This is a genomic window from Mesorhizobium sp. ISC15 (assembly GCF_037162615.1).
Classification (GTDB): Bacteria; Pseudomonadota; Alphaproteobacteria; order Rhizobiales; family Rhizobiaceae; genus Mesorhizobium; species Mesorhizobium mediterraneum.
In genome coordinates this window covers 6442344-6468821 of the sequence record NZ_JAVSPX010000001.1, presented here as the reverse complement: position 1 = coordinate 6468821, position 26478 = coordinate 6442344, and the positions used below count along the sequence as shown (strand labels likewise).

Sequence of the window (26478 nt, the reverse complement as noted above, 5' to 3'; positions counted from 1 at the left end):
CGGCACGTAACGAAAGCAAGGCGGGGGTGGTCCCCGCCTTTTCACGTTCTATGCCGATGCAGCCGCGGTCCAGACGAATCTAGAATAGATGAATCAAGCTGCGACCTTCTTGCGGGTCCGCTTTACAGCAGCCGGCGCTGACGTTTCCGGCTCTTTGGGTCTGCGGCCGAGCCCCATAGTCTTGGCCAATGCCGAGCGTGCCGCAGCATAATTCGGTGCGACCATGGGATAATCCGCGGGCAGCCCCCATTTGGCGCGATATTCGTCCGGCGTCATACCATGGTGGGTCGACAGATGGCGCCTTAGTGATTTGAATTTCTTCCCGTCCTCAAGGGAGATGATGTAGTCCGGTGTCACCGACTTCCTGATCGGGACAGCAGGCTTCAAAGCCTGCAGCTCTTTCTGGGAGACACTTCCTACCCTGCCTTCCAGTGCCGCGTGCACTTGGCTGATCAGTGCAGGGAGGTCCGCCACCGGGACCGGATTGTTGGAGACATAGGCTGAGACGACATCGGCGGTAAGCTGGATGAGGTTGTCGATGTTTTTGTAGGCTTCTTCTGTCATGAAACTCTCCGGGCGGATTTGAACCATAGTCGGCGAAGCGTCGCTTCTAGTGGCGGTTTCCGCTTAAGACAACCAATGTCTCGACATGATTATTTCGATGGTCGTCCAGCATCGAGATCATCGAGTCGTATCACGCGATCGCGAAGGCTGATCTGCCTGGTAATGGCTGTCCCGCAACTGGTTGCTGATTGACTTTCATTTCCGATCTCGTCCATTTGAATTCGGAACAGGAGGAGCCGAAGACGCACAAAGCTTAACTTCGATAACATGAGCCGTGCATTCGACGCGCCAGAAAACCTTCGGCCGCATGAAACACGTTGGCGTTGCTGTGGCATTGTGGCGACGAGCCGTGGAACCTTGAGCGCCAAATTGCGTGGCGCGGGCCCCACCTGTTGGAATCCGCTGTCGGAGCGGTGGACACCCCAAATACGGCTTCTGCCGCTCGATTCCATATCGAACCTGGCCGGCAGGCCCTATCCTCTCGATCCGCTGATCTAGCGCAAGGCGTCCGCTAACCTAATGTGGAGAATGGTTTCCGTGCACACCGCAAGGAAACCATTTATGAAAGTTCTGTTCATTGCGATGGCGGTCGCGTTGCCGGCAGCCACCGCGTTTGCTGCGCAACTGATCCCCGACCTCAAAGAAGCAGCACTGGCCACCTTCAAGCCCTTGCCATCCACGCCGACGGTCGCCAACCCGATCACACCGGAGAAGATCGCCCTCGGCAAGGCGCTGTTCTTTGATACACGACTGTCGTCGTCAGGCGTCTTCTCGTGCAACTCGTGCCACAACTTGGCGACCGGCGGCGACGACAATCATGAAACTTCAATCGGCCATGCTTGGCAGAAGGGGCGGCGTAACGCGCCGACCGTGTTTAACTCTGTATTCAACAAAGCGCAGTTCTGGGATGGTCGCGCCAAAGACCTGAGGGCTCAGGCCAAAGGACCGATACAAGCCGGTGACGAAATGGCCAACACACCGGACCAAGTCGTCGAAACGCTCAAGTCGATGCCGCAATATGTCGATTGGTTCAATGCAGCTTTCCCTAGTGAGGTCGATCGCGTCACCTTCGACAACTTAGCCAAGGCGATCGAAGCCTTTGAGACCACACTGGTCACGCCCGCCCCCTTCGACGCTTTCCTCAATGGCGACGACGCCGCCATGAGTTCTGAACAGAAACAGGGCCTGAAGCTTTTCATGGACAAGGGCTGCTCATCTTGCCATGCCGGTACCAACCTTGGCGGGGAAGGCTACTACCCATTCGGCCTTGTTGAGAAGCCTAGCGTCGACGTTCTGCCGGAGAACGACAAAGGCCGACTTGCCGTCACCGATGCAGCCGAGGATTCCTATGTTTTCCGCGTTGCGCCGCTGCGCAACGTGGCACTCACCGCGCCATATTTCCATTCTGGCAAGGTTTGGGATCTGAGACGGGCCGTCACCATCATGGCGGCCACCCAGCTCGGCGAAGAACTGACGGACGAACAAATCGACCTGCTCGTTGCATTCCTTGGCTCGCTGACCGGAGAGGTTCCTAAGATAACCTACCCCATCTTACCCGCCGAAACGGCGACAACACCTCGACCTCAATCGCAAATCTTGGGTAAATGAACGGCGGAGTTGGCACGGAAGTCGATCGTTGGAAGAGGCGATCGCGCTGCATGAGAACACAAGTGCCTAGCCTGATCCCAATTAAAGACGGCTTCCTTCGCCAGCTCTTTGGCAACAGTTAAGTTTCTGGAGTGAGTCGGACCGGGAAATGTGCAAGCGGCTTTTCTTCCACTGCTCGACAGCAGCTTCTGCGAGCTGAGGCTTTCTCTCGTGTCAGGTGTTCATGCGCGGCAGCGCCTGAATCCGCCGATCACTGTGCGGCCCAGACGAGCCCGAGTGTTGAACGACGCTTCGCCTGAACCAGGTGCGCGGCGATCGCTGGCCGGCATGCAGCCGTCCCGAACACATGCCGAGCGGATTGGTTCTTGCTCGCAACGCAACCACCGAACGAGGCCCCGCGGGCCCACCCTTGATCAGCAGGCCTGCGCATCCGCCGAAAGCAAGCCAGGCCTGCCCGACTACGTGGTCCTTCATCCAGTGCCGGTTCCGCGCCGACAGGGAGCGCAGCTCGCTCCAAGCTCATAAGCTGCACAGCACCAGTCAGACCGCTGCCGCGTGGTCGTCGCCCTGCGCGAACCTTCGCCCGTCATCATTTAGCGAATGCGTCGAGATTGCCAGCGCCCGCTTGGTTGCCGACGCAAGCCGCTCACGGAGGCGAGCCATTGAGATGCGTTAGAAGCCCTTTACGCTGCGACCCGCATCAACCACTTGAGAGCCACAGCGACGCCAGGGCCCGCAGAGGGAATTGACGATAGCTGACGAGCAGCCAAAGCGCGGGCTGGTTTCATCGGCGAATGGTGCCGTGACCGCCAGTTGCGGCCTTTCGATACAAGGTCGAGTTTGAGGCCTATTGGGACGACCAGCTCGCCTCCGGTGGCGAGAGAGCTAGGTCGCCGACCGGGGCGAGAGGCAAATCCCATCTCCACAAGTGGCAACGTTCTTCTCAGTGGCTCCAACGCCGATTGCATCCAATCCAATGATCCGGGCAATCAGCGCATCCTAGCTTCTGCCGCGGCTCAATCCTCTTCCGCACGAGCCGATCTCATCCCGAGCCGAAAGCCGGCTTCGCGTTCGGTGATGTCAGATGTCCGACAATGTCGGACACGCAACACAGCTGAGTCCGCTTAATCACTGCCCCAAACGGTTTCCTGATTTGGCACGGTGCATGCGTGGTCATCTGAAACCGCGCACGGACAACGAGAAGCCATGATCACCTAACCAAAAAAAATACTGCCCGGTTCTCCTGGACGGGCGCCCAATGTCGAGCAGGCGCATGAACCGCCTGCCATCCGATGCCGTCTCAGGTCGCGCTTGCCATTGGCGGGGTCCGGGGAGCTTCAATCACATCGAACATCGTTCGAGCCATGATCACTGGGCTAAAGCGTGCCCCTGAAGCGCACGTCGCCTGACAGGAAGCGGTCTGAAATGCGGCCAAAGCAAACGTCCAAAATTCGCAAATCCACACTCGGGTGCGTTGTTCGGGTCGGTCTTCTCTTCGGCCCCATCGCATTAGCCGTGAGCCTGACGCTGCTACTACCTGCCTCGGAGAGGGACAATGATGGTCGCCTGGTATCTCACCGTCATCTTCATCTCCGCGTGTCCCTGTTCGCGATCCCTGGAGCAGGGATTTTCTAGCTGGCGACGTCGATTTGCTGACTGAATTTTTAGGGTAAACTCAAGAGGCAGCCTTGGCCTATGGTGAAATCATGTGCGCTGCCATGCGCGAGGGGCGGGATGTCGGCGCCCCGATGGCATGATCGCCGCAATTGCACGTATAAACGGCGGCCGTGTCGCTACCCGGAATCCGACAGATTTCGAGATGACGGGACTAGAGCTGGCTCGCCGTGGAAACCATAAACGGCCCAGAAAGTAGCGGTGAGGGCGTTAGTCGCGCTTGCAACCGTCCGCTTCCGAGCCCGAATCGATGTGCCGCATGCCAGCGATTTGTTTGAACAAGGCCATCGCTACCGCGCATCCACCGCGTAGCGATCTGCGCCACTTCGTCAGAACGGCCAACCGCCCGAGCTGCTGGTAGAGCCGGCTGCGCCAAGGATTCCGGCCAGGAGATTGAGCGGCTCGGCCTCGCCGGGGGTGCGGCCGTGTGGTAGGACGGCGCCATCCAATCCGTGGAAGAGCCGATCGCCGAAACGCGCGTGTCGGTCAGCGTCACGTTGCGATGTTCTGCTCTGGCTCGACCGGGTTCGGTCATGGCAGGCTGGTGATGTTCAACGTCACCTATTCCCTGGGGAACGCCACTATCACCAAGACTGAAAGTAAGATCGCCAGCGCCGCCATCAAAGATATTCTGCTATCGGACCCGGATGGGCTGCACGAAGATCATCGAGCGCGCCGTCGGCGGCTCGCCGTTGAGTGGCTTGGTATCGAAGGCAACGCCCTGCGCATGGATGTCATGGGCATAGATTTCGCCGAGCGGGTCGTTCGAGACCTTGCCGAAGAAGGCGGCGCGACCGCTGAAGGAGGCGACGCCCGCCGCCGTGTTGCCGGCGCTGCCACCGGAGGCTTCGATGGCCGGGCCCATGCGGCTGTAGAGCAGTTCGGCGCGCCTTGTGTCGATCAGGTTCATCGCGCCCTTGATGATGCCGTTGGTTTCGAGGAATTCCTCCTCGCACTGGGCGATGATGTCGACAATGGCATTGCCGATGCAAAGCACGTCATAATCCGGCATCAATATCTCCGCCAACGAGTCACCGGCTTTCTGCTATGCCGGCCGGCGCGGGTCTCGCGAGTTGAAATGGGTTGCCGCATGCGCTTGATCCAGCCGCCCTCACGCAGCTGCCGGTCCTGCTTCACGCAGCAAGTCGTCAGCTTTGTCCGTCTTCTCCCAGGTGAACTCAGGCTCTTCACGGCCGAAGTGTCCGTATGTCGCCGTCTTGCGGTATATCGGGCGTAAGAGATCAAGCATCTCGATGATGCCTTTCGGTCGGAGATCGAAAACCTCGAGAACAAGGCGCTCGATCCTTTTTTCCTCGATCCTTGCGGTTCCGAAGGTATTGACCATGACAGAAACCGGACTGGCCACGCCGATCGCGTAGGCAAGCTGAACCTCGCAGACCTCCGCAAGGCCGCTGGCGACGATGTTCTTCGCGACATACCGGGCGGCATAGGCCGCCGAGCGGTCAACCTTGGATGGGTCCTTGCCCGAAAAGGCACCCCCGCCGTGACGCCCCGTCCCGCCGTAGGAATCGACGATGATCTTGCGTCCGGTAAGCCCGCAATCACCGCGCGGGGCACCGAGCACGAACCGGCCTGTCGGATTGACCAGGAACCTTATCCCCGTCGTATCCAAGTCGTAGGGCAAGACCGGCCTTATGATCTCCTCAATGACGCCTTCGCGGACTGTGGCTTGTGAGACCTCCTCGTCATGCTGCGTCGACAGGACTATGGTATCAAGCGCTACCGGGCGCAAACCCTCATAACGAACGGACACTTGAGATTTAACGTCCGGGCGAAGCCAGCCAAGGCGTCCGGTTTGGCGTCCTCTGCCTGTTTTTTGTCAATTTGTGAGCGAGTTGGATTGGCAACGGCATCAATGTTCCGGTCTCATTGCACGCGTACCCGAACATGAGGCCCTGATCCCCCGCTCCCTGCTCGAGATCCTGCCCTCGTCCCTCGTCGACGCCCTGGCTGATGTCGGGCGACTGCTCGGATAAGGCCAGGATCACGGCGCAACGCCGGCCGTCAAAGCCGATCGCATCGTTATCATATCCAATGTCCAAAATGATATCGCGGGCAACCTGGCTGTAGTCGATCTGCGCGTGACTAGTGATCTCGCCAGCCAGAACGACCATCCCTGACTTCACCAACGCTTCACAAGCGACGCGAGCCTTAGGATCCTTACGAAGGATCGCATCGAGGACGCCATCTGAGATATTGTCGGCCATCTTGTCGGGATGTCCCGCGCCGACGGATTCGGAAGAGAACACGAATTGTCTGGTCATGGAATGTCCTCGTTTCAAACGTTGGATTAGATGTGACAGTTGATCTGTCCGTCTTACCTGTCGGAGATGCCAGGTACGTCGAACGCAGCACAGAAGTCGGCAACGTCTCTGCGCACGCGGGCATGCACGTCCGAATCATCGGGCTGGCCGCAAACCAGGTCGATGAAGGCGGCAATCTGCAGCATTTCCGTCTCGCGCATGCCCACAGACGTCACTGCTGGCGTCCCTAACCGAATGCCGCTGGTGAGCGCGGGATGGCGCCGGTCCCCCGGCACCATATTGAAATTCGTAATGATACCTGCTTGCGACAAGCGCTCGGCATAGGCTTTCCCGGACAGCGGCCGGTCCCGAAGATCAAGGATCAGCATGTGATTGTCAGTGCCCCCGCTGACGAGTTCGTAACCTCGCTCCAGAAGCGCCTGGGCCAGAGCCTTCGCATTGTCGACGATCTGCTGACCGTACACACGGAAGGACGGGGCCCCTGCTTCGTGCAGAGCGACAGCTAGCGCGGCAATCGTATTCATGTGCGGTCCGCCCTGGAGGAGAGGGAACACGGCACGGTCTATTCGTTTGGCCAGATTGTGTTTGCTCTTGGAATGATAGAGCGCCTGATAGCGGTCTTCATTCCTTGACAATATGAAGCCACCGCGGGGGCCGCGGATCGATTTGTGAGAGGTGCTGGTGACCACATCGCAATGGCCAACAGGATTCGGATGCACTCCTGCGACAACCAGGCCGCTGATGTGGGCGATGTCAGCCACCAGATAGGAGTTCACCTCCGAAGCAATCTCGGCCATTGCCTCATAGTCAAAGATACGCGGATAAGCAGTTCCGCCGACCCAAATGAGCTTCGGTCGTTCCCGCTTGGCCGTCTCGCGCAAGCGGTCATGGTCAATCTGCTGCGTCTTTTCGTGCAGCCCGTACGGAACTCGCTGATAGTCAGTGCCCGAGAAGTTGACGACCCAACCGTGAGTCAGATGCCCGCCGCCGGGGAGGGTCAAGCCCATCATCTTGTCTCCCGGACACAACAGCGCTCGACAGACAGCCTGATTGGCCGGCGAGCCGGAATAAGGCTGCACGTTGGCGTGCTCACTGCCAAATAGCGCTTTCAGGCGCTCGATCGCGAGGGTCTCAAGCTCATCGACGATCTCGTTTCCGGCGTAGTAGCGCGCGCCGGGATATCCCTCGGCATACTTGTTGGTGAAAATAGACCCGGTCGATTCCAATACCGCCGAGGACGCGAAGTTCTCGGAGGCGATAAGTTTGAGGGTCGTCCGCTCCTGGCGCTCCTGTCTTAAAAGCAGCTCGTGAACGCGAGAATCTACGGCGGCCAGGTGAGGCCACCCGCAAGTGTCAGGCTCCGCGATGGCGCCGCCAGTCGAATTGTTCATATCAGCTTCGCGCTCCATTCCGACTAAGTTTCAGGACAAGCAGGCGGTCACCTTGGACCGCGCGCCCTGTATCGCCTCCAGGCGCAGAAGGTCTTGTCTGTGATGGCCATCGCCGTGGGGCAGGAGATCAACCAACAATTGAACCAAGCCGCCGTCAGAGCCTCCTGCTTCGAGGTGGTACGAAGGCCAGGGGCGCTGTTCGTTGCCGAGAAGAAAGCCGGCTCTGGCGAGCTGTCGGACATGTCCGATAACGTGCTCGCCGGGGCAGAGCCAGAACTTCTGCCAGCTCGCAGACGGTTAGGTCCGCATGCGCGCAAAGTCCCAGGATCCGAAGCCGATCAAGATGAGCCGCCGCCCTTAGGCTCCTGACCAGTTTTATGATCGGTTGGGCGGTCGTCCTATTGATTCCGTCCACTTCGCGTCCTCCAGACCTTCAGAGGAAATTTTCTTGTCCGACAGGAGCAATACGCTCGACCGGCAGGCAACTCGTTTCCCGGCCAACATGGGTGCTCTTGCCGGCATTGCATTAAACCCGCGCTGCAGTTTTGGCTCGGTACACGGCGCCACGGTCTCGACCCACTTGCGTCAGATGAAACATAACCATTCCCAGCGGTTTGGAGTGCTAAGAGTCTACGATTTTCTTTGAAGGATCTGTTGCAAGCGGGCCATCGGCTAAGATGGGCGGCTGGTCCGATGAGGATACAATACAGGCCCACTATTGACCCCATTGTCGTGATCGTTTCAGCATTCAGTTTTTGGTCGACCTTCGAGGAGCATCTCGTTGCGGCCGCCGCCCAGAACGCAGCATGCCTGTGAGGACCTGGGTCCGACGCGACAGGGGGCGATGGTGCCACGGCGTCTGCCTGAACAGCCAAGTGTGGCGTTCATCCGCGTCGCTCAGGTAGGCTAAGGCAACCGGCAAAATGATCGCGCCACTCAGTGGCTGCCAGTGTGAGTCCTTCCTGAGGATCTGGTCGATGTCGCGCGAGTCGAGCCGCACCTGCTGGTCACAATGGTGTGTGTCGCCCGTCGATCTGCGGAATCAATTGCGAGTGTTCCCTATCTTCCACCCGACCGCAGTGATCGGTCAGTCCCACAGCCAATGTTCGCGTTTTCGTGGCCGAACTGAAGAGCTCTGGCCAAAGCCAGCTGCACTGCGCCGTTTCCGAAACGTCTAGTCACATTTGGCGAAGTGGTTGTTGGAATTGGTGAATCCGTGACACATTATCGCCACCGTTTAGCCGCGGCGTTGTCCCAATCTTCCACGAGATAGCCGGCGTTGCCCTGAGACGGTTCGGTCCGGCACCGGCTCAAACCAGCCCCCCGCTCAAGGGTCAGTGCCGGATCGAACCACCCTGCATCTCTTCTGAAAGAAATCAGGTGCGACGCCAGCTCGCAATGGGGCGAGCCGCTCACGCTGATGCTCAAGCTGGTCAGGTTCGACTCGAGCCCTGGTAAAGCTGGATGGTACCAATCGGCACCGGCGCATTTCGCACGCCAATCCAGAACCTTGTGGATGTTGCCGCGGTCGACAGGTCCAATACAGCGCTGGCGCTCCAGTGGCCGTCCAGAGCATTTTTCCCCTTTCGTCATCAGAGGTGACGACCGAGCTCCCGATATGGCGTTGATCTTGACCAGGAAATTACAGCCGAGGATCACCCGCTCGCTCTCAGGATGATAGATGCTGGGGAATGATGCTCGTCCGCGCGCCGCCTCGTCGCGCACCAATTCGGGTGCGGCGAATAAGGAAGCACCGCGCCGAACGGCTCCGTCGTGCTGCAGCTTGCCGTTCAATCTTCAAGGCCGAGGTTCTCGGGGACGGCGACGAACTCCATTTCGGGCGTACTGATACCGCCGCATCGTTACCGAGGTGATAGCAAAGCAAGTGCCCGTGGATGGAAGAGATCGTCTCGGGTGTCCTGCAATCGAGGTCGGTCCGCGTGAGACGACGGCAGAGAGAGGTTGCAGGGAGGGAGGTCGCCTGATGCATCACCCCCCAGGTGCACCTGGACAACTTCCATGCCTGCCAGAAAACTTGGTGTTTGCCAAAAGTTCCGACCGGTATCGATCCCAGGCAGGTCGCACAATGTGCTTCGGAGTCGCTTGGGAAACAGGACGCCTATATCTCATCCTGCAGAAGAAACTCAATGGCGCGAAGCTTGCGATCGGGGTCGACCGGCTCGACTATACCAACGATATCGACGCGCCGATCAAAATCTTCGGGTTACGCGTGCAGTGCGGCGTCAGGCCTAGAAATTAGATCGTTTCCTGCCGCGCTTGCCCACGCATCGCAGCGCGACCGACCAACTTGGTCTGGGTCCGCACCAAGGTGAGGCTGAGCTCCCAAAGGGCCTCTGCGACGCGGAGCGATGACGTCGATATAGCGCGTCAGCCGGGCCTTGCCCCGTGACGGTGGCGGGACCTCAGCCCAGGCCTAGGATGAAGCGCCGATTGGGTGAACGGATAGGCCGCGCGTTCAACGGATAGAGTGAGGTAAATCGCTCCATGTCTGCTGGGTCGACGTCAACCGGTTCCATTGCAACCATCCACTCGACGTTTTCGGTGCATGGCGGCGTCGTCAATGATCCTTCATATGTCCAGTAGGCAAGCGAAGCCGGCAAAAACTCGTTGGGGTCGACCTCGTCGACCGCTGTCTCCTCGCCTGAGGTTGCGGGAAATGCTGCGGCAAGGCTGGCAAAGCTGGCATTTGTCGCGCCCGGCGTCAGAAACACGCCCAGCACACCCACAGTATCGCTGTCGGCGTCTTTATGGACGAAATGCGCTTCCATCGGAAAACTCCTGCCCGCGACGTGGTGTTCGCTCGGCGCATGGAAATGGAACTGTAGCAGGTCGTAGACACGATCCCCGCGGGTGAGCGTGCTGCCTTGCGGCAGGTTGACTTGAATGGTGTGGCCGTTGTTCACCATCCTGCCGCCGCCCTTGTGCCAACCTATGGCGATTTGGGGAATATCCGCCTTGATGGCGCCCTTGACATCGATCGGCGATTGCTGCGTGCCCGCCGAGCAGACGAAATTCCTTTCATCCAGATCGCCCCAGTGTTCGGGTCCTGCCGGGCCGGCATATCCCCAATGGGTACTGGCCGCCCGCGCGGCTTCAGCGCTAATGGCACACCCGCCGAGAGCAACGAACCCTTTGATCAGATTACGACGATGCATATTGCTTCGCTCCTGGATTTGAACCGAGCTTTTGATTGAGGTTGTTATGGCGGGAGCTGCAGTCACAACTACGATGTGGCAACATCGTCGCAATTGCGCCGAACAGCTCGGTATGCGACCAGCGCGTCGCTCAGGGCTTCACGTCACCGGATACAGGACATCGTCGCCGGGACCGCCATCACCAATATGCGGTTTGTCGCGGCCATTGTCGTCCGCTAGATGGCCCAGCTATCTGCGGCGAATACGTGATCGTTGCCTCCACGACCACCGTTTGCCCTGGCAATCCAAACCATACGACCTCTCTTCAGAAAATGGTCTCGGCACCCGGGCCTCCCATGCAACTACTCCGATGTTGCCCACCGCGCCAAGTTACACCTTCATATTCAACATCGCACAACTAGAGAAATCGAATGCTTCGATAAATAGCATCGACGATATGGATGCATTCACGCCCATGCGCGGCGCTGCTGACGACGCCCCTGTGCTCGGATCGGTGGAGTGACTCTGAGTGCATGTGGGTACATCCGCTCGACAGCTTATCGCCCATCCGGCGTGCGTAGGCCGATCCACTTGTCTTTGACATCGTTGTAGTGTTCTTCCGGCCTGTATTTTATCACCTGCAGGTTGAGACGCTCGGCCGACAGGTGACCGATTGCCTGTAGGATGCCATAACTCGCCACCACGACGTCATGTTTGGCTTTGGCTTGATTGATCATCCCGGTGATGACTGCGCCTGGGCATTGAGAACGTCGAGCGTGGTGCGCTGGCCGACATCGCGCTCCTCGACGACGCCATTCAAGGCAAGCTGCGCAGCGGCAATCACCTGACTGAGCGATTCTTTATTCTGTCGTACAAGCGCCGAAGCGCGGCCACCCGAATAGATCGGTATGGTCAATTTCGCGCCGATGCTAGCTGAATTGGTCGTACCGTCCTGTTGGCTGGCAATAGGCGAGGTGTTGCTATAGGCGCTCGAGACGCCGGCGGAAGCGGATAGTTGCGGCAGCAGCGCACCTTCGGCCGATTTCACCGAAAACGCTGCCGCGTCGACCAGATGCTCCGAGGCGAGAATGGTGGGGTGCTCGCGTGATGCAGTCACGAGTGCCGCATCGAGACTCGCCGGCAAAAGCTTCGACAGCGGCGAAGCGGCCCTGAGCCTCCCCGGCTCGTGGCCGACTAACTGACGATAAGTCGCCGCGCTTACCAGGACCTGCTCACGGGCGGCGGCCAATTGCTCCACGGCAGAGGCGCGCGAAGCGTCGGCCTGAGCGACAGTACGCGTGACTTCGCCGACCTTGAAGCGTAAACGCGCAGCTCGCGCCTGCTCGGTCAGGAACCGCACGTTTTGATGCGTCAGCACCGCTACCTGCCGGTCGCGAACGACATCCATATAGGCCTGGGCTGCTTTGAACAGGATGTTCTCTTCAGTGTCGCCCAGGCTTTCTACCGAAGCTCTTACCTGCGATTCGGCGGCCGCGACATTGTTCCTCGTCTGAGAACCGTCGAACAGCGTCTGCTTGATCTGCACGCCATATTCGCCGGTCGTCATGCGCTTGTTTTTATTCTTCCCGTTTACATGGCTGCTGGACTGATCGATGGTCGCGAAACCCTCGATCGTCGGGCGCCACCCTGATTTTGCGATTGCCACGCTCTCGTCGGTGACGCGAACATTGGCGCGGGCCGAATTCAGAGAAGAATCGTTCTCATATGCCTTCGATAGGGCTCCCAAAATGCTCTCGCCCGAAGCGTTCGAGGAGAGCGGTACAGTCGCTATAATCAAGAATGCCAGTCCGGCCAGTCTCTTACTTGGTCGCAAATTCTTTCTCCAATTATGAACGCTGGACAATCGCGGGCGCAGGGGTGCACGGCCCCCGCGTTGAACGCACCCAGAATGCCCGGGTCGCAACTAAGACGCTGTTTGAGGCGCCACCTGCGTGCGTATCTGCGCCTGCAACGCTGTGGTACCGCGGTCAGCTTTTGCGAAGGCTGATAAATTGAACAATAGATTGTTTGGATCTGGATCATCCAAATCATGGATACATTCCGCACATCCCCGGAGCTGCCGTTGGACGAGACATTCGCACCAAAGGGCGGCCGATTGCGACACCTGCGACTGTTGTCCGAGATCGCCTCTCCGACCTCCTGCCCGACTGACTCACTGGAGCGGAGCTCGATTCACCAATAAGGGAGTACCCCTGCGGCGATTGCGCGGGTAGGTGCGTAGCCGCGCGATGGCCGCACTCACAACCACCTCACCCAGGTTTATGCTTCGTGCCGCGGCCGTGTGCGCGCGTTCACTTTCAGAGCGTCGAACGCAACGAGGAGATTGAGGCCCCAAATTTGGCTTAGTCGATAGAGTGGACGGGCAACAGCCAATGTCGGACAGTGATTATTGAGGTGTTCTGATATCCCGGCTTTGCGACGATCGCCCAGGTCGGCTTGCAACGCCGGCGCACGAAGGCAAACTTGTCAATCTCGAACGAGATCGACCTCGCTCGACGGAACGTGGTCACTCACACGCTGCTTTGTGTTGGATTGCTGCCGTGGTGCTTGCACTGGGACTTGCAGGTTTCCGTCAACCACCAAGACGCAGATTTCGTTCGGTCAAAATGAGCTCTGGAAACGGAGTATGCCAGCCAGGCTGTTCTTTTTGCCGGCGCCAGTCCAATTCACCCCGGCAGGGTCGGCCGTGCCGAGGCCGAAGTTGCCGTAATGGTAATAGTCGACTTCGGCTGTGACTGTGAAACCTGGAACGACCATATAGGCGATGTTTGCAGCCACACCAGAGTTCCTGAGCTGATCACCCGATACCTGAAGGTTGAACGAGGTTTTCTCGTCGAACTCATAAGTGGCGCCGGCCCAGAAAGCCCAGTTGCCGCCCCAAGTTTTGTAGAAGCCGCGACCATGACCGGCGACTGCGTTGGTTGGGTCATCGTTGAGATTGCCAATGGAGCCGTAGCCGAACATTCCGAATAGCGACAGGTCATCTGTGACTTGGACGTCAACGCGGACCTTGCCGGCCAACGCTTCGTAGTTGCTGTCACGAGCGATCACGCCGGTGATCGCGCCCCACCCCTGCGTTTGTTTCACGCCGACGACGACGTGTGGAACATGGCTGTCGATAGTACCGACTGCACCCGATCCTTGTTCGAGGGAAACCACTGCCGAAAAGCCATTACTGGCATCGAAGTAGTACTGAGCCACGTTGGCATCGAAGTCGCCGTACGGAACGAGTATGTTATCGAGGACGTTACCAGCGTAGCCTATAAACGTATCGAACGCCGGCCCGTCCTTACCAATTCGGAGGCCACCAAGCTGCATCCAGGCGGAACCCAACGTGACGCCGCTGTTGAAGGCATTGTTCTTCTGAGGACTCTCCGGACCCGAATAAGCGTTGCGGTTGCCGAAGTTGATGCGAGTTTCGGTATAGGTCCTCAACGCGCCGAACTCGGTCTCTTGGCCGGTCCAAGTTTTGAACGTGAAACGCCCGTTCTTTCGCCACGTCCCCTGAGCCTCGCCAGTTCTCAGATCGGAGGTTCTTGCCCCGTCATACGATCGGACATCGCCGAGGCCGATGTCGTAACGGATGTAGCCGCCGATGCGCAGGCAGGTCTCGGTGTCGGGGATATAAAAGTATCCCGAACCGTAGGCGTCGCAGATCTTGACGTATTCGGTCGGGTCCGGCGCGGAGACTTCGTCAGCTGCGCAAGCGACCGAAACGGAGATCAGGGCCGCAGCTGAGCCGAGAAAAAGGCTCCTTACATTCATTCTGGATCTCCAATCAAAGTTTAAATGCGGAGAGCGTCAAAGGGCGAGCCGTTGGCCATCCCGCGAGCAAAAAAAGATGTGCCTCCGTCGGTCTTCAATGCAGAGCAGCAAGCGACGTGCCATCCTGAAGACGTAACTCCGTGCTGACACTTGGATGGCCGGCGCAACTTCGTCGCGCTCCCTTATTTTTGATTTGGGGGGCAGGCTGCGCGCGAAAGCAGACGTAGGGCACGGTTCGTCTGTTCGATTTGTGACACTTTTGTTGGATTCCGACAGCATTTGTTCGCCGTGAAGCCTCTGGGTCGAAACATCATGCCCCCCGCCGGTTGGTAGGTCAGGCGGGAGCCCCGTTGCGCGGTGCCGAGCATGGCGCGTTCCGTTTTGCGGCGGCACATGCGAATTCTCGCCTTGTGCGACTCACCTGGCTCTGCGCCGAGCGCGATCTGGCGTCGATCATGCGCCTCGCGGCTCAGCTGCTTTCAGCGACCGGTCAGCAGGCTCTTAGGACCGCGGCGGACCTGCTGATTACGTCGACCACTTCCCTGATAGACAGCGCGCGAGAGCCAAATGGTCTTGGCGGGCAATCGAAAAAAAAGAGCTTGCCAGATGCTGGGAATCGACCCGAGGCGCGCTACCAGTCGGAGAGCAAGGCAAAGTGGTCCCGGTCATCTCGCAGCATATGGCGATACCGCGCTACGGCGTCTCGTCGAGAAAGGGGCAGACTGAAGGGGAAGCGGTGGTAAATCGCCGTGTCAGGAATGACATTAACCCATACAAGTTCGCGGCGAGGGCAGCGACAAGGATGTTGGTCCGCGGCATGGAACGATAGCTCTTGCAGACCTCGATCCTGACAAAATATCGCGAGGCCCGACTGCCTTGGTACACCATCTATCCGACTGTGCCGGACTTCTCCACGACAGTCGGTGCGGAGGATATGAGGAATGGCTGAGGGGCCTGCCTGCCGGCGATTCGGTGTCGCTCTATGTCCACATTCCGTTCTGCCGATCGATGTGCTGGTATTGCGGCTTCCCTACCACAATCACCCGCCGGGATGGGCCGGTTTCTTAACTGTCTGACGGTGCTGCGTGAGGAGATTCGTTTGGTCTCTGAGCAAGCGCCGCAGGCGCTGCCCGTGAGCGACGTCCATCTCGGCGGCGGAACACCGACCCTCATCGGGCCAGCGGAGTTCTTGGACTTGATGGTACTCCTGCGCCGCCGCTTCGCGTTCAGCAAAGCGACCGCCGTCGCAGTCGAGATCGACCCACGCGCGTTCACGGCCGAGATGGCCGAAACCTTAGGAGTAGCGGGCGTGAACCGGGCAAGCCTTGGCGTGCATAGCTTTGACCCCAAAGTTCAAAAAGCGATCGACCGGGTCCAGAGTGAGGCGCAGACTGCGGCCGCCGTCGAAAATCTCCGCGGGCATGGAATCAGCCGTATCAATTTCGACCTCATCTTCGGACTCCCTAAACAGACTGTGCAGTCCTGTGTCCAGACCGCGATGGCGGCGGTCGCCATGCGCCCCAACCGGGTCGCGGTGTTCGGCTACGCGCACATTCCTTCCGTGATAAAGAATCAGTGCCTGATCGAGGAGGCAGCTCTACCGGATAGCGATGCCCGTGCCGAACAGGCTGCGGCCGTGGCCGAGACGCTGATAGCCGCCGGTTACCGAGAGATCGGGCTCGACCATTTCGCATTGCCGGACGACGAACTTGCCCTGGCGCAGAAAGCCGGTCGCCTGCGCCGCAACTCGCTGGGTTATTCGGCCGATACGTGCAAAACTCTGATCGGTTTCGGCGCTTCCGCTATCGGCCGCATCGGCGGGGGTTACGTCCAGAACGAGGTCACACGGGATCGTTATACCCGGCACATCGCGGCGGGCCGTCCGGCGACGTCAAAGGGCTATCGTCTCACCGACGAAGATCGCGTGCGAGCCGCAATCATCGAGCGGCTGATGTGCGATTTGGAGGCCGACGTGCCGGCCATCTGTGCCGCCCACCAATTTGATCCGCTCCGTTTTGTCGATTCCGCTGAACGCTTGGCGATGCTGGCCAAGCATGGGATTGTGGACATCGAAGATGGTTTCATCCGCGTGCGGCAGGAACATCGCTTTGTGGTTCGTGCTGTTGCTGCCGCATTCGATGCTTTTCTTGCGAATCGCTGAGCGAAGGCCAAAGGGAACCCGATGGAATTACCACCCGCCAGGGTGGAAAGCTGGCCGGCCTTCAGAACAACGGCAGCGGGGCCGCCCCTGGCCGTCTACGGCGTTTTGGTTCTTAGTGGGTTAAGGCCTGGTTCTGGGCACGACCTTTTCGTCGCAGCTTGGGCACATTGTGAACCATGTGCTCTCTTCGTCATGGCGTCACCTCGGAGGACGAGAAAACATTGTTGAGGGACGGGTACGAGCTGCCTCAGTCGTTCGTTCAATCGAAAGCACTGTCTGCGGAGGCAGCTCTCCTTCATGCAGTGCCAGGAGATGCTGGCCGACTTCCTTATCTGCTGCGGTGAGTCGATGATTTAGGCGGAGAAAGTCCATCCAGGTGGGGGTGCGGAATGTCTCCGTCCAAAGTGACGGTGTTTGCAGATTTCGCTGGAGCGTCCAGTTTCGTGCACCGGCACGGCTCTGGACGTGTCGCCGCGTGCGCATGTAGCCCAGAAAGGCCTCGATATTTTCCTCCGATATCAAATACTCGACCTTGGCCACGATAGGGCCACTTCTGGGTTTCAGATCGAGAGCCACGTCCGGCGGATGAAAAACTGAACTTTCTTGATCCGTTTCTTCCCAGGGACGGACCGGCAACACGATCCCCGCAGCTGCAACCAGCAACAGAGCGCCCGCGGCGCCCTCCAATGCTGAGGTCAAGGAATAGTTTTGCGCGACAGAACCCCAGATCCAGCTGCCAGCAGCCATACCGCCTGCGCTCAAGGCGTAGTAAATGGAGAGCGTGCGGCCGACGACCCACCTTGGGCTTGCCAACTGCACCGACACGTCAATGCCCGTCCAGGTGATAAGCCAACCCGCTCCGCCGAGCGCCAGCGAAATGGCCGCCACAGGAACCGACGATGTCAGGGTAAGGGAGAGGCAACAGACTGCACAAGCCACAGAGGCGAAGGCCACCAGCCTGTTTTGAGACGTGACCTTCCTCAAGAAGCCGTTGCCCATGCCCGCGATGAAAGCACCCATGCCGAAGCCGGCCAATAAGATACCGTAGACAATTGGCCCACTCTTCAACTGATCCCGGACGACGAGAGGGAGCAACGCCAGAATGGAGATGCTTGCCAATCCGAAAAGAGCTGCTCGGGCGGTCGCTGCCCTGATCTCCAAAGACATCGCCGTAAAGCGCACTCCGTCATGAATTGCCGTCGTCATTCTCTCACGAGGGAGAGGCGAAGAGCGGACCTCCCATTTGGTGCGCCATATCGCGCTTATAGGCGCCAGATCACTCACCGCAGCCAAGGCGAAAGCGGCCAGCGGCCCAAAGACGGCCAGGATCACGCCCCCCAAGGCCGGACCAACGCTGCGCACAATGTTGTATCCGACGGACATAAGCGTCACTGCGGCCGGAATGTCGCGTTTGTGAAGGATATCGCCGACCGAAGCGTGCCAGGCCGGATCATTCAAGGCAAAGCCGCAGCCGGCCAGGAAACCTAACCCGAGAATCAGCCAAGGACTGACAAATCCCAGACCCACAGAAATCATCAGCGTCGTCGACGCCGATGCTATCAGGCAGTGTCCCGCAAACATCACCCACCGGCGGCTGAAGTTGTCGGCAATGGCTCCGGCGAAAACTGAGAGGAAGAATACCGGCAATGTGGATGCGGCCTGGACGAGTGCAACCATCAGATCGGACGCTGAAATGGTGGCCATCAGCCAGCTGATAGCAACCGTTTGCACGAGCCACCCGAGGCTGGGTATTTGGGTGGCCGTCCAGATCGAGCGAAACACTTGGTTTCGAAATGGAGCGAGCGTCGCTGAGATGGGCAGATGAGCGTTTGCTTCGGACTGCATGACGATCGCTTGCCTTCGAGGGGCCGGTTATTCAATTCACGGCTGCCACTACCGCCGTTACGATGTTGATCAATTGATTGGTAGGGGCAGACTTCTCGATTTAGGATGACAACATCGCAATGGAGAAGCCGTGCATGAGCTCGGCCACCTCCGCTCCGCTAGATCGGCCGACCAGTTCCTCGCGCCCCAGCAAGGTAGCCATGCCGATCTTCCTGCTCGAAAATAATCGCCGGCAAGGTCATCGCTCTCGCGTCACCGAACCAGCACCCATGGGGCTTGCCGGCGACTGATTTTTCGCATTGGGCCGGTTTTGCTAATGTCATTCGTGACCAATCCTGTTCATGGCCGTCGTACGGCTAAATTCCAATGACGATGGCGCCTCCGCTGAGACCGGCACCCGCCGCCGAAAGGAGAATCTTTTCGCCGGGCCGAAACGCCTGCGCCCGATGGGCGAGCGACAATGAGAGCGGGATCGTCGCGGCGGAAGAGTTGCCGTATTCGGCGATTGTCTTGACGACAGCACCGTCGGCGATACCAATGTAGCGCCCGACGGCATCGAAAATGCGGGTATTGGCCTGGTGTGGCACAAACCGATCGATGTATTGTGACTGCATTCGGGCAGCAGAGAGCGCGTCCTGCGAGCAGCGAGACATCATCTCCACGGCCTTGGCGAAGGCTGGCGCACCGGGCGAGCGCGGTGTCGGTCGCCGCGGTTCGGCTTACGCCTACAACGTGAAGGAGTTGCGAAACAGCGAGAAAGCCGCGGCCGAAAATGCCGAGCGTGCCTGCGAGCTGATGGTTCGGCATTGGCGGCCACGCGGGTCGAAGCGGCGCACGGACGCCACAAAAGAGGAACGACTATAACGGCTGCGTGGCGGGCACTCTCATCCTCTCGCACCACTCTTTGCCACGTGGTCGTCCGTGCCGGGACAAATATAGCATAAGGAATGTGCGGGCACGACCGACGCCTCGGTCCGCTCTAGACTGGCGCCGTGCTCGACGCCGTCAAGGCGTGGCCTGGAAACCTTGCAGCCGGCCGTGGCGCCATCGCACCGGCCAGCCTTGACTGCGTCTCGACACGCTCGCACGGGAAATCCTGTAGACCGCGGCGAAGAACAGCTCACCTGAAGCCGAACAAAGAAACGCAAAGGAATCGAACAAGCGAAATCACGCTTGTCGATGTCATCCGTCGAGTGCAGCTTGGCGCCGTGCTCCTTGGGGAAAGTCATGTAGGCAAGCACGTCGGGCTCGGCGTCGTCCATGATTGTCGCCAGCTTCGGTACCTTCGGCCGGATCTGGTCGGCGACGGCGCGCCATTGCGTGCTTGCGGCCTCGGGCGTTTCCTGGACGAAGGCGGTGGCGAAGAGCGGAGACGACGCGGCGCCCGCTCTTGCCGGCATGGGCCAGCACGTTCCTCATGAAGTGGACGCGGGGGCTGTTGAAGAAGTCTCCTCCTGCTGATTCAATTGTGAAATCGTTGATTCTCTGGAGGGGTTCGCGATGCTGGGACGGAAGGAGCGCGATCAGCTTGAGCTATTCATGACTGGCTCGCTGCGACAGCTTCTCCCTGATGATCATATTCTCGCGCGGGTCGATCGTGTGCTGGATCTGTCCTGGCTGCGCGACGAGGTGGCGAACCTCTACTGCACCGACAATGGCCGCCCCGGCATCGATCCCGAGGTGGCTGTACGCCTGATGCTCGCGGGTTTCCTGCTTGGAATTGTGCATGATCGCCGGCTGATGCGGGAGGCGCAGGTCAACATCGCGATCCGGTGGTTTGTCGGCTACGGCCTCCATGAGGCATTGCCCGATCATTCTTCGTTGACGAGAATCCGCCGGCGCTGGGGTGAAGAACGGTTCCACCGGATCTTTGAGAGCACTGTACAAGCCTGTATCGACGCCAAAATCGCCAAGGGCAAAGTCATTCATGTCGATGCTTCGCTAATCCGCGCCGACGTCAGCTGGGATAGCTTGGCGCTGCGCCACCTTGAGGCGGTGAGCGCGGCGAATGCAGATGAGGAGGCAGCGATCAGAAAAAGCCGCAAGACAGGAAAGTTCAAAAAAGTCTGCATCACGGATCCCGATGCGAGCATGGCGACAAACGCCCGCAACCGCCGTCTTGAGCCCGCCTACAAACAGCATACCATCGTCGATGATCTGCGCGGGGTAGTTCTCGATGTTGCCGTGACCACGGGGGAGATCAACGAGGGACAGATGATCGTCGAACGGATCGAAGCCGCCATGGTGTCGACCGGGTTATCTGTTAGCACCGTCACTGCCGATGCCGGCTATGCCTACGCGAAAGTGTTCGGGCGCTCGAGCGTCGCGGCATTGATGCGTTGATTCCGGCCAAGGCAGAGCCGATCCGTAGCCCGGTCCCGCTTCGCCGCTTCCGCTACGATGCCAAGCACGACATATTGAAGTGTCCGCGGGGAAAGATCCTACGTCCGACTAGGCCGGTGAAGCACGGCCGCTTCTTCTATTCGCGCTCCAGTGAGTGCGCCGGTTGCGACCTTGCCTCCCTGTGTCTTTCCAAGGGGCGCGTCAACAAAGCGGTTGTTGTGGGTGACGATTATCCCGCGCTGTTGAGAGCGCGCCGGCGTCGAGAGCGATGGTCAGAGGAGGATCAATGTCTCTACCAACGCCACCGGTGGCGCTCGGAGGGCTTCCATGGCGAGGCGAAGAACTGGCACGGACTGGCCCGAGCGATCCGCCGGAGTCTCGCCAATATGAAGATCCAAGCCTATCTCACCGCAGCGGCGGTGAACCTGAAGCGGCTAGCTGCCGCTTTGTTTGACCGATTCCTGGGATTGTTGCTGTTGATGCACCCTCTGAACCTCGTTGACGAGACCTGACGAGACCTGACGAGGGCGTTCGGCAGTTCTGACACCAAGACCAGCGTTGTCTCGGAACAAATGTTGAAAAACCGGCTTTCTCAACAGCCCCACGCGGCACCTCTGCCATGTCGCGCACAGCACCTTGGTGACGGCCGCTTTGATGCCTTCATGGGCATCGGAGACGACGAGCTTGACGCCGCACAGGCCGCGGCGGGTCAGCTTGCGCAAGAACTCCGTCCAGATCGGCTCGGCCTCAGACGTGCCGACCTCCATTTCCAGCACCGCGCCGGCCGTCCGCGTTGACGCCGACAGCGATGATGACGGCGACCGATGCGGCCGCCGCGGCGCACCTTCAGGTAGGTGGCGCCGATCCACAGCAACTTAGATCGCCTTGAGATTGCCGGCAGACGATTTTCCGGTGCGCCGGTCCTGTTCGACCTCATAGCTGACCTTTTGGCCATCAGCGAGGGCCCTCAACCCGGCACGTTCAACGGCAGAAATATGAACGAAAACGTCCGCACCGCCGGAGTCGGGTTGGATGAACCCAAAGCCTTTTGTCCCATTGAACCACTTTACCGTGCCTGTAGCCACGCGCCTATTTCCTCATCTTGGCAAGGCGGGCAATCTTCACCCGCGCGGAGGCGATCTAGCCATCGCCCTGAGCACGTCAATGACGATTGTCGTCCTCAACCTCTACCTTTGCCTTCCACCTCTCAGCGCGAGCTCGAAACCGACGCGGGCTTCGATCACGGGCGCGGCGTTGCAAAGGTGCCTCGCTCGTCAATCGCTCCGTGCGATGGAAACCCGGTGCTACGCGGGAGACTTGCCAGTCTCGTACACATAATTGGGCCGACCACCGGCCATTAAGCGGGAGCGGCTGGGCGCGTTCGTCAAGAACGTCTTCAGTTGCCGGCTGCCCGGTCTCAGGTCGAAACAGCTCGTTGCGCCAGTATCGGCTGCTGGGGCGCGAAGTCGCTGTTCGCTGTGCCAAAAAGGAAGAAAGGAAGGTCACCTTGGAGCTCAGGTCAGTCGGCCCTCTGGCCTTCTGCCTATGGCGGCAAAGGGCTCAAGCAAGCCCGAGCTTTTTCCTGAGCTCGGCGTTTTCTTTCCGGAGCCGGTCAGCGAGGAGCTTCTTCAGACGGGCGTTCTCTTCTTCAAGCTTCACAAGATCCTTGAGCTCATCGCTCTGTGTTGTCTGACCAGCAGCCCTTTTCCAGTGATAGTACGTCTGTTCCGATATTCCAGCGTTCTGAACGGCTGCCTTGATACTATCTCCCCGTCCGATCTGCTTCTCGATCTCGCCGAGCTTCTGGGCACGCTCTTTCTCAGAGTAATTTCTCCGCGCTGCCCGGACTGTAGGCGAAACGATCGCTTTAGATGAAGACGCCTGGAGAGCCGAGCTGGCGGCTCTGGTTCGTATAGCACCTGCGCGCTGCGCGGTCCGCTTCCGCGTCTTCGGCGCCTTTATGTCAGGTGTCTGTTCCTTCACGGGCACCTCGCCTGCTGCCTGGGTTGCCTCAGTTTCCTTAAGGTCGGCCATCAGAAACTCCCTGCGATTTCAAACATCTATTCTAGCACGCAGCATCTAGAACTTATGCGCTTTGTCAACTGCGGCCACAAAACCGTGTTCGCCAATGTCGCCGTCGGACGCGTTAACATGATGCCAGTAACTGCGGCAATGCCATGGGTTCGCAATCCGCAACATAGAGTATCGGCTGGATGTGCACGACGCCCCAGTCTCTGAAACAGCGTAGCCGCCCGGTAAGAGCCGCTTTCAGTCTGCCTTAGAAGCAAGGTGGTCGATCGCAACTCCCGCGCATACTATCCGTCTACTCTTGCTCCTCGCGCGGCGCCAGGTCCTCACCATCGATGCCGGGCAGCGTCGCAGCCGCTTAGCCAGCCACTCGCATTGCCCCCTGGCAGGATGGTGCCGATCCTGCTGAGCGCATGCTGGCGCGAAGTTGCATTGCGGCCACCGTCGGACGGGCCCGTGAACTGTTCGCGCTGTGCTCATGCTCGCCCTTTGACACCCTCGATGGGTCCATCCGGGATGGTCAGCCATCCGGAACATAGCGGGCCGGCGGGCATCTTCACCAGCAGTCTCTGTGTCGCTCTCGTTGCCGCAAACAAGATCTAGGCCGGCGGGGTGATGATCAACGGTCCTCGAATCATCGATTTTGATCGCGGTGGCCCTTCGGTGCGTTCGAGCACGAGGCGCCGGTTAGACGGCACCGCCGCATCACAGCGAAGTGCCATGCAGGACGACTCCCTGCAGCATCGTCTCGCGCAGCCAAACACTTGCCGGATCACTGTTGTGAACGGCCGGGCGTTTGGCGGCCTGTGACGCGAAAAGGCAGCGGAAGATCTAGCATATATGGGGGAAATGTTTTTTCGGAGTGCTTGACCAGCAGGAAGGGCATGACGCTGCCTATCGCCCAACCCGGCAAGGCCGCACTCATGACCGGAGGCTCGGTTGGTCCTGCATGCCGCGCCCATGAGGTTGCGCTCTGTCGGGAGCGCATCAAGTTCAGCGAGAGATGTTAGTTCACGACCTTTGAAACGCGTGGTCAACTATCCAAAGTGTGGATGCCTTTCATCGAAACAAACGATTTCATCAATGCTCTGGAATCTTGCATGGGCAGAAGCACCTGACGCACACCGATGACCCACTTCCTCATGGCGTGACGAGCGTCTTAAGAACTGCCCGAAAGGAGGTTTTTCATGCGCTTTACCGGGCAGTGGAGTGCTGGGAAAGTGAGTTGCAACTGACCGAGCATGTCACGCAAAGCCATTCGAAGGCGGCCGCAGTTGGGCCGGAAGCCCGCGGAAATCGGCTACGACGCACACGGTGTAGCGGCTCACATCGGCATACCGCGCCTACGCCACACACCGGCCGGACCTGATCCGGCTTTTATGAGCATTGGGCTTTGTCAGTCGCACAAGCGTGGTGGCTATTTCGCGACGCGGCGCGCCTCAGGAACTGAGCCGCGTCGAAGTCGAAACGCTGGAAGAAAGATAGGAAACAGAATGGCCGATCAATTCGCAACGGACGTCATTGCCCTGATCAAGAAACGCGCCGAGTCGGAGAGCGGTGAGGGAATGCCTGCGTCATTCGTCGGCGAGATAACAATCGCCACGGAACTGGACGCGCTCGGGTTCGATTCGCTGGGTTTGGCGGACATTCTCTGGGATGTGGAACAGGCCTACGGCATCAAGATCGACATGAACACGGCCGATGCCTGGTCGAATCTCAAGAATGTCGGCGACGTCGTGGACGCCGTCCGCGGCTTGCTTGCGAAGGAGGCTTGAATGGACAGGCGCGTCGTCATCACCGGAGTGGGCGGCCTGTGCGGACTGGGCACCGACGCCACCTCTATGTGGAAAGAGATGCGCGAAGGCCGCTCCGCCATCGGCCCGATCGCCAATTCCGAGCTTCATGACCTGGATGGCATGACGGGCGCTGAGATCAAGGCGCTGCCCGAGCACGACATTAACCGGGGGCATCTCATCTCCATGGACCGCTTCAGCTTGCTCGCCGTGCTTGCAGCGCGCGAAGCCATGCGGCAGGCCGGACTTTCCTGCGACGAAGGGAATGCCCATCGCTTCGGCGCGACAGTGGGCGTCGGATTTACCGGTTCATACGCAACAGAACAAACTTACCGCTCACTGCTTTTGGGTAGCGCAATCCGTGCTGAACTCTTCACTGGAGTAAAGGTGATGCCCAGCGCCGCTTCCGTCCATCTTAGCTTGAGCCTCGGCTTGCGCGGGCCGGTCTTCGGGGTGACTTCCGCATGTGCCTCGGCCAACCATGCGATCGCCTCGGCGGTGGATCAGATCAAGCTGGGCCGGGCCGACGTAATGGTTTCCGGGGGCAGCGACTCGCCGTTTGCATGGGGAGTGCTGAAAGCATGGGAAGCAATGCGCGTGCTTTCATCCGATACCTGCCGGCCCTTCTCCGCCGATAGGAAGGGCCTGGTGCTGGGCGAGGGTGCGGGCATGGCCGTGCTGGAAAGCTACGAGCATGCCACGGCGCGCGGTGCCACAATCCTTGCCGAGATCGCCGGCGTCGGCCTTTCCGCCGATGCCTTCCACATTGCCGCGCCATCTGTCGAGGGGCTAGCATCGGCGATGCGCGCCTGCCTTGCCGATGCCGGGCTAAATGCCGAGGACGTCGACTACCTCAACGCGCACGGCACCGGTACCAAGAGCAATGATCAGACTGAAACGGCGGCGATCAAGCGTGTGTTTGGAGACCACGCTTATTCGATGTCCATCTCTTCCACCAAGTCCACGCACGCGCATTGCCTCGGCGCAGCGAGCGCGCTTGAAATGATCGCCTGCGTGATGGCAATCCAAGAGGACGTCGTGCCGCCGACCGCCAACTATCGCGAGCCAGATCCCGCTTGCGACCTCGACATCACACCCAATGTGCCGCGCGAGCGCAAGGTGCGCGTCGCCATGAGCAACGCCTTCGCCATGGGCGGCACGAACGCAGTTCTGGCATTCAGGCAGGTGTAGAAGCCATGCAACACGCCTCATTTGAGGTCACCTGTCGTATCTAGCTGCTTGCCGGACCACTATGTGAAGTGAGCGCTATTGGCTGCCTCTGGGATGCCGGAATTGGCGGCGGAAGTCTCACCATCAAACAGGCATCTGCTTGTAGAATTCTTTTAATCGTGAAGCGGCGCGAGTGCGCTATCCGTTGAGGTAAGCAAGGCCTGCGCCCTGGGTGAGCGCTGGTGTCGGGTGGTGGAAAGTACAGGGGGAGCTGTGTGGCCCCCCTCTTTCTCGGCCTCGACGATGTGCGAAGGAGCCTGTGCGGCGAAACGGGCCGACGCCCCCAAGCCCAGAACTTGGGCGAAACCAACTCCCACCAAAGGACAGCCAGAGCTGGATACACGAAAGAGATACTGAACCCGCGAATCAGACGCTGATCAATCGTCGTTTCTGAGCTCCGCTCGGCTCTTACGGAGATAATCGCGCGGCCCGGCAACGACCGCACTTACCGGCAGGGATAAGTTGATCCTGCGTGCCGCGGGCGTGAGCTTTGCGCTTCGTTTGAAGTGCCTCGAGCGTGATGACGATAATTGACAAGTCATATGGAACGCATTCGCGCACCTATCCAAAGCGTGGATACCTTTCATCTAAACAAAGGATTTTGCCGTTTTTGCT

15 protein-coding genes and 10 pseudogenes are annotated in these 26478 nt (G+C 59.3%); 10 read left to right on the top strand and 15 right to left on the bottom strand.

Translation table 11 applies throughout. From position 1 onward, the window contains the following. Nucleotides 1-93: 93 nt before the first annotated feature. Nucleotides 94-564 (bottom strand): MucR family transcriptional regulator, encoded by a 471-nt coding sequence (locus RPG13_RS31120; RefSeq protein WP_287261363.1) that lies wholly within the window; start codon nucleotides 562-564, stop codon nucleotides 94-96. Between the two features lie 561 nt (nucleotides 565-1125). On the opposite strand from RPG13_RS31120, the gene RPG13_RS31115 reads away from it, so the two are divergent. Next, complete coding sequence (locus tag RPG13_RS31115; protein ID WP_337126781.1) at nucleotides 1126-2172, top strand: cytochrome-c peroxidase; 1047 nt, start codon at nucleotides 1126-1128, stop codon at nucleotides 2170-2172. Nucleotides 2173-3787: 1615 nt separating this feature from the next. Then, nucleotides 3788-4029: pseudogene (locus RPG13_RS31110) on the top strand (type II toxin-antitoxin system VapC family toxin); the annotation flags it as partial. A 466-nt stretch (nucleotides 4030-4495) separates the two neighbouring features. Here the strand turns inward: RPG13_RS31110 and RPG13_RS31105 are convergent. From RPG13_RS31105 to glyA, 3 genes and pseudogenes are all read right to left on the bottom strand, one after another. Beyond that, nucleotides 4496-4858 (bottom strand): annotated as a pseudogene (locus RPG13_RS31105) (PfkB family carbohydrate kinase); the annotation flags it as partial. Between the two features lie 99 nt (nucleotides 4859-4957). Beyond that, a pseudogene (metK, locus tag RPG13_RS31100) lies at nucleotides 4958-6131 on the bottom strand (methionine adenosyltransferase). 53 nt (nucleotides 6132-6184) lie between these two features. Then, nucleotides 6185-7522 (bottom strand): serine hydroxymethyltransferase, encoded by a 1338-nt coding sequence (gene glyA, locus RPG13_RS31095; protein ID WP_337126780.1) that lies wholly within the window; start codon nucleotides 7520-7522, stop codon nucleotides 6185-6187. Between the two features lie 102 nt (nucleotides 7523-7624). On the opposite strand from glyA, the gene RPG13_RS31090 reads away from it, so the two are divergent. Beyond that, nucleotides 7625-7891: a hypothetical protein gene (locus RPG13_RS31090; protein ID WP_337126779.1), complete on the top strand. Its 267-nt coding sequence runs from the start codon at nucleotides 7625-7627 to the stop codon at nucleotides 7889-7891. Between the two features lie 79 nt (nucleotides 7892-7970). Beyond that, nucleotides 7971-8168 carry a hypothetical protein gene (locus tag RPG13_RS31085; RefSeq protein WP_287236525.1) on the top strand — a complete coding sequence of 66 codons (198 nt, stop codon included), beginning with the start codon at nucleotides 7971-7973 and terminating at the stop codon, nucleotides 8166-8168. 578 nt (nucleotides 8169-8746) lie between these two features. Here the strand turns inward: RPG13_RS31085 and RPG13_RS31080 are convergent. After that, nucleotides 8747-9316, bottom strand: a complete 570-nt coding sequence (locus RPG13_RS31080; protein WP_337126778.1) for a hypothetical protein — start codon at nucleotides 9314-9316, stop codon at nucleotides 8747-8749. A 292-nt stretch (nucleotides 9317-9608) separates the two neighbouring features. Between RPG13_RS31080 and RPG13_RS31075 the strand changes: the two genes are divergently transcribed. Then, on the top strand, nucleotides 9609-9782 hold the full coding sequence (locus RPG13_RS31075) for a hypothetical protein (protein WP_189522629.1): 174 nt from the start codon (nucleotides 9609-9611) through the stop codon (nucleotides 9780-9782). Between the two features lie 163 nt (nucleotides 9783-9945). On the opposite strand, the gene RPG13_RS31070 is transcribed toward RPG13_RS31075, so the two are convergent. The 4 genes and pseudogenes from RPG13_RS31070 to RPG13_RS31060 all read right to left on the bottom strand — a co-directional run bounded on the left by RPG13_RS31070 (nucleotide 9946) and on the right by RPG13_RS31060 (nucleotide 14463). Continuing rightward, complete coding sequence (locus RPG13_RS31070; protein WP_127208179.1) at nucleotides 9946-10698, bottom strand: carbonic anhydrase; 753 nt, start codon at nucleotides 10696-10698, stop codon at nucleotides 9946-9948. Between the two features lie 536 nt (nucleotides 10699-11234). After that, nucleotides 11235-12511: pseudogene (locus RPG13_RS31065) on the bottom strand (TolC family protein). Nucleotides 12512-12898: 387 nt separating this feature from the next. Beyond that, a pseudogene (locus RPG13_RS35010) lies at nucleotides 12899-13035 on the bottom strand (LysR family transcriptional regulator); the annotation flags it as partial. Nucleotides 13036-13299: 264 nt separating this feature from the next. Beyond that, complete coding sequence (locus RPG13_RS31060; protein WP_337126777.1) at nucleotides 13300-14463, bottom strand: porin; 1164 nt, start codon at nucleotides 14461-14463, stop codon at nucleotides 13300-13302. An 832-nt stretch (nucleotides 14464-15295) separates the two neighbouring features. Between RPG13_RS31060 and hemN the strand changes: the two are divergent. Then, nucleotides 15296-16624 (top strand): annotated as a pseudogene (gene hemN, locus RPG13_RS31055) (oxygen-independent coproporphyrinogen III oxidase). Nucleotides 16625-16822: 198 nt separating this feature from the next. Here hemN and RPG13_RS31050 read toward each other — a convergent pair. Continuing rightward, complete coding sequence (locus RPG13_RS31050) at nucleotides 16823-18469, bottom strand: MFS transporter (RefSeq protein ID WP_337126776.1); 1647 nt, start codon at nucleotides 18467-18469, stop codon at nucleotides 16823-16825. A 134-nt stretch (nucleotides 18470-18603) separates the two neighbouring features. Between RPG13_RS31050 and RPG13_RS31045 the strand changes: the two genes are divergently transcribed. After that, the gene (locus RPG13_RS31045) at nucleotides 18604-18759 is read left to right on the top strand and encodes a hypothetical protein (protein WP_287306803.1); all 156 of its coding nucleotides are present in this window, start codon (nucleotides 18604-18606) and stop codon (nucleotides 18757-18759) included. A 66-nt stretch (nucleotides 18760-18825) separates the two neighbouring features. Here RPG13_RS31045 and RPG13_RS31040 read toward each other — a convergent pair. Both RPG13_RS31040 and RPG13_RS31035 read right to left on the bottom strand, forming a co-directional pair. Then, nucleotides 18826-19155, bottom strand: a pseudogene (locus RPG13_RS31040) (3-oxoacyl-[acyl-carrier-protein] synthase III C-terminal domain-containing protein); the annotation flags it as partial. A 486-nt stretch (nucleotides 19156-19641) separates the two neighbouring features. Beyond that, nucleotides 19642-19900, bottom strand: a pseudogene (locus RPG13_RS31035) (transposase); the annotation flags it as partial. A 69-nt stretch (nucleotides 19901-19969) separates the two neighbouring features. Between RPG13_RS31035 and RPG13_RS31030 the strand changes: the two are divergent. Continuing rightward, nucleotides 19970-21294, top strand: a pseudogene (locus RPG13_RS31030) (transposase); the annotation flags it as partial. A 108-nt stretch (nucleotides 21295-21402) separates the two neighbouring features. Here RPG13_RS31030 and RPG13_RS31025 read toward each other — a convergent pair. The 3 genes and pseudogenes from RPG13_RS31025 to RPG13_RS31015 form a co-directional block, all read right to left on the bottom strand. Next, nucleotides 21403-21683: pseudogene (locus RPG13_RS31025) on the bottom strand (transposase); the annotation flags it as partial. A 4-nt stretch (nucleotides 21684-21687) separates the two neighbouring features. Continuing rightward, nucleotides 21688-21897 carry a cold-shock protein gene (locus RPG13_RS31020; protein ID WP_128178077.1) on the bottom strand — a complete coding sequence of 70 codons (210 nt, stop codon included), beginning with the start codon at nucleotides 21895-21897 and terminating at the stop codon, nucleotides 21688-21690. A gap of 475 nt (nucleotides 21898-22372) precedes the next feature. Next, nucleotides 22373-22846 carry a transposase gene (locus RPG13_RS31015; protein ID WP_287306804.1) on the bottom strand — a complete coding sequence of 158 codons (474 nt, stop codon included), beginning with the start codon at nucleotides 22844-22846 and terminating at the stop codon, nucleotides 22373-22375. Nucleotides 22847-24333: 1487 nt separating this feature from the next. Between RPG13_RS31015 and RPG13_RS31010 the strand changes: the two genes are divergently transcribed. Beyond that, a complete protein-coding gene (locus RPG13_RS31010) occupies nucleotides 24334-24615 on the top strand; it encodes an acyl carrier protein (RefSeq protein ID WP_127211608.1) in 282 nt (93 codons plus the stop codon). Beyond that, on the top strand, nucleotides 24616-25824 hold the full coding sequence (locus RPG13_RS31005) for a beta-ketoacyl-[acyl-carrier-protein] synthase family protein (RefSeq protein WP_337126775.1): 1209 nt from the start codon (nucleotides 24616-24618) through the stop codon (nucleotides 25822-25824). It abuts the gene before it with no gap. Nucleotides 25825-26478 lie beyond the last annotated feature (654 nt).

Excerpts from the sequence above, each read along its gene's own strand:
- RPG13_RS31050 (WP_337126776.1), bottom strand. The coding sequence starts at position 18,469 with ATGCAGTCCGAAGCAAACGCTCATCTGCCCATCTCAGCGACGCTCGCT.
- RPG13_RS31015 (WP_287306804.1), bottom strand. The coding sequence starts at position 22,846 with ATGGCCGACCTTAAGGAAACTGAGGCAACCCAGGCAGCAGGCGAGGTG.
- RPG13_RS31115 (WP_337126781.1), top strand. The coding sequence starts at position 1,126 with ATGAAAGTTCTGTTCATTGCGATGGCGGTCGCGTTGCCGGCAGCCACC.
- RPG13_RS31070 (WP_127208179.1), bottom strand. The coding sequence starts at position 10,698 with ATGCATCGTCGTAATCTGATCAAAGGGTTCGTTGCTCTCGGCGGGTGT.
- RPG13_RS31120 (WP_287261363.1), bottom strand. The coding sequence starts at position 564 with ATGACAGAAGAAGCCTACAAAAACATCGACAACCTCATCCAGCTTACC.
- RPG13_RS31005 (WP_337126775.1), top strand. The coding sequence starts at position 24,616 with ATGGACAGGCGCGTCGTCATCACCGGAGTGGGCGGCCTGTGCGGACTG.
- glyA (WP_337126780.1), bottom strand. The coding sequence starts at position 7,522 with ATGAACAATTCGACTGGCGGCGCCATCGCGGAGCCTGACACTTGCGGG.
- RPG13_RS31045 (WP_287306803.1), top strand. The coding sequence starts at position 18,604 with ATGAGCTCGGCCACCTCCGCTCCGCTAGATCGGCCGACCAGTTCCTCG.
- RPG13_RS31075 (WP_189522629.1), top strand. The coding sequence starts at position 9,609 with ATGTGCTTCGGAGTCGCTTGGGAAACAGGACGCCTATATCTCATCCTG.
- RPG13_RS31060 (WP_337126777.1), bottom strand. The coding sequence starts at position 14,463 with ATGAATGTAAGGAGCCTTTTTCTCGGCTCAGCTGCGGCCCTGATCTCC.
- RPG13_RS31010 (WP_127211608.1), top strand. The coding sequence starts at position 24,334 with ATGGCCGATCAATTCGCAACGGACGTCATTGCCCTGATCAAGAAACGC.
- RPG13_RS31090 (WP_337126779.1), top strand. The coding sequence starts at position 7,625 with ATGGCCATCGCCGTGGGGCAGGAGATCAACCAACAATTGAACCAAGCC.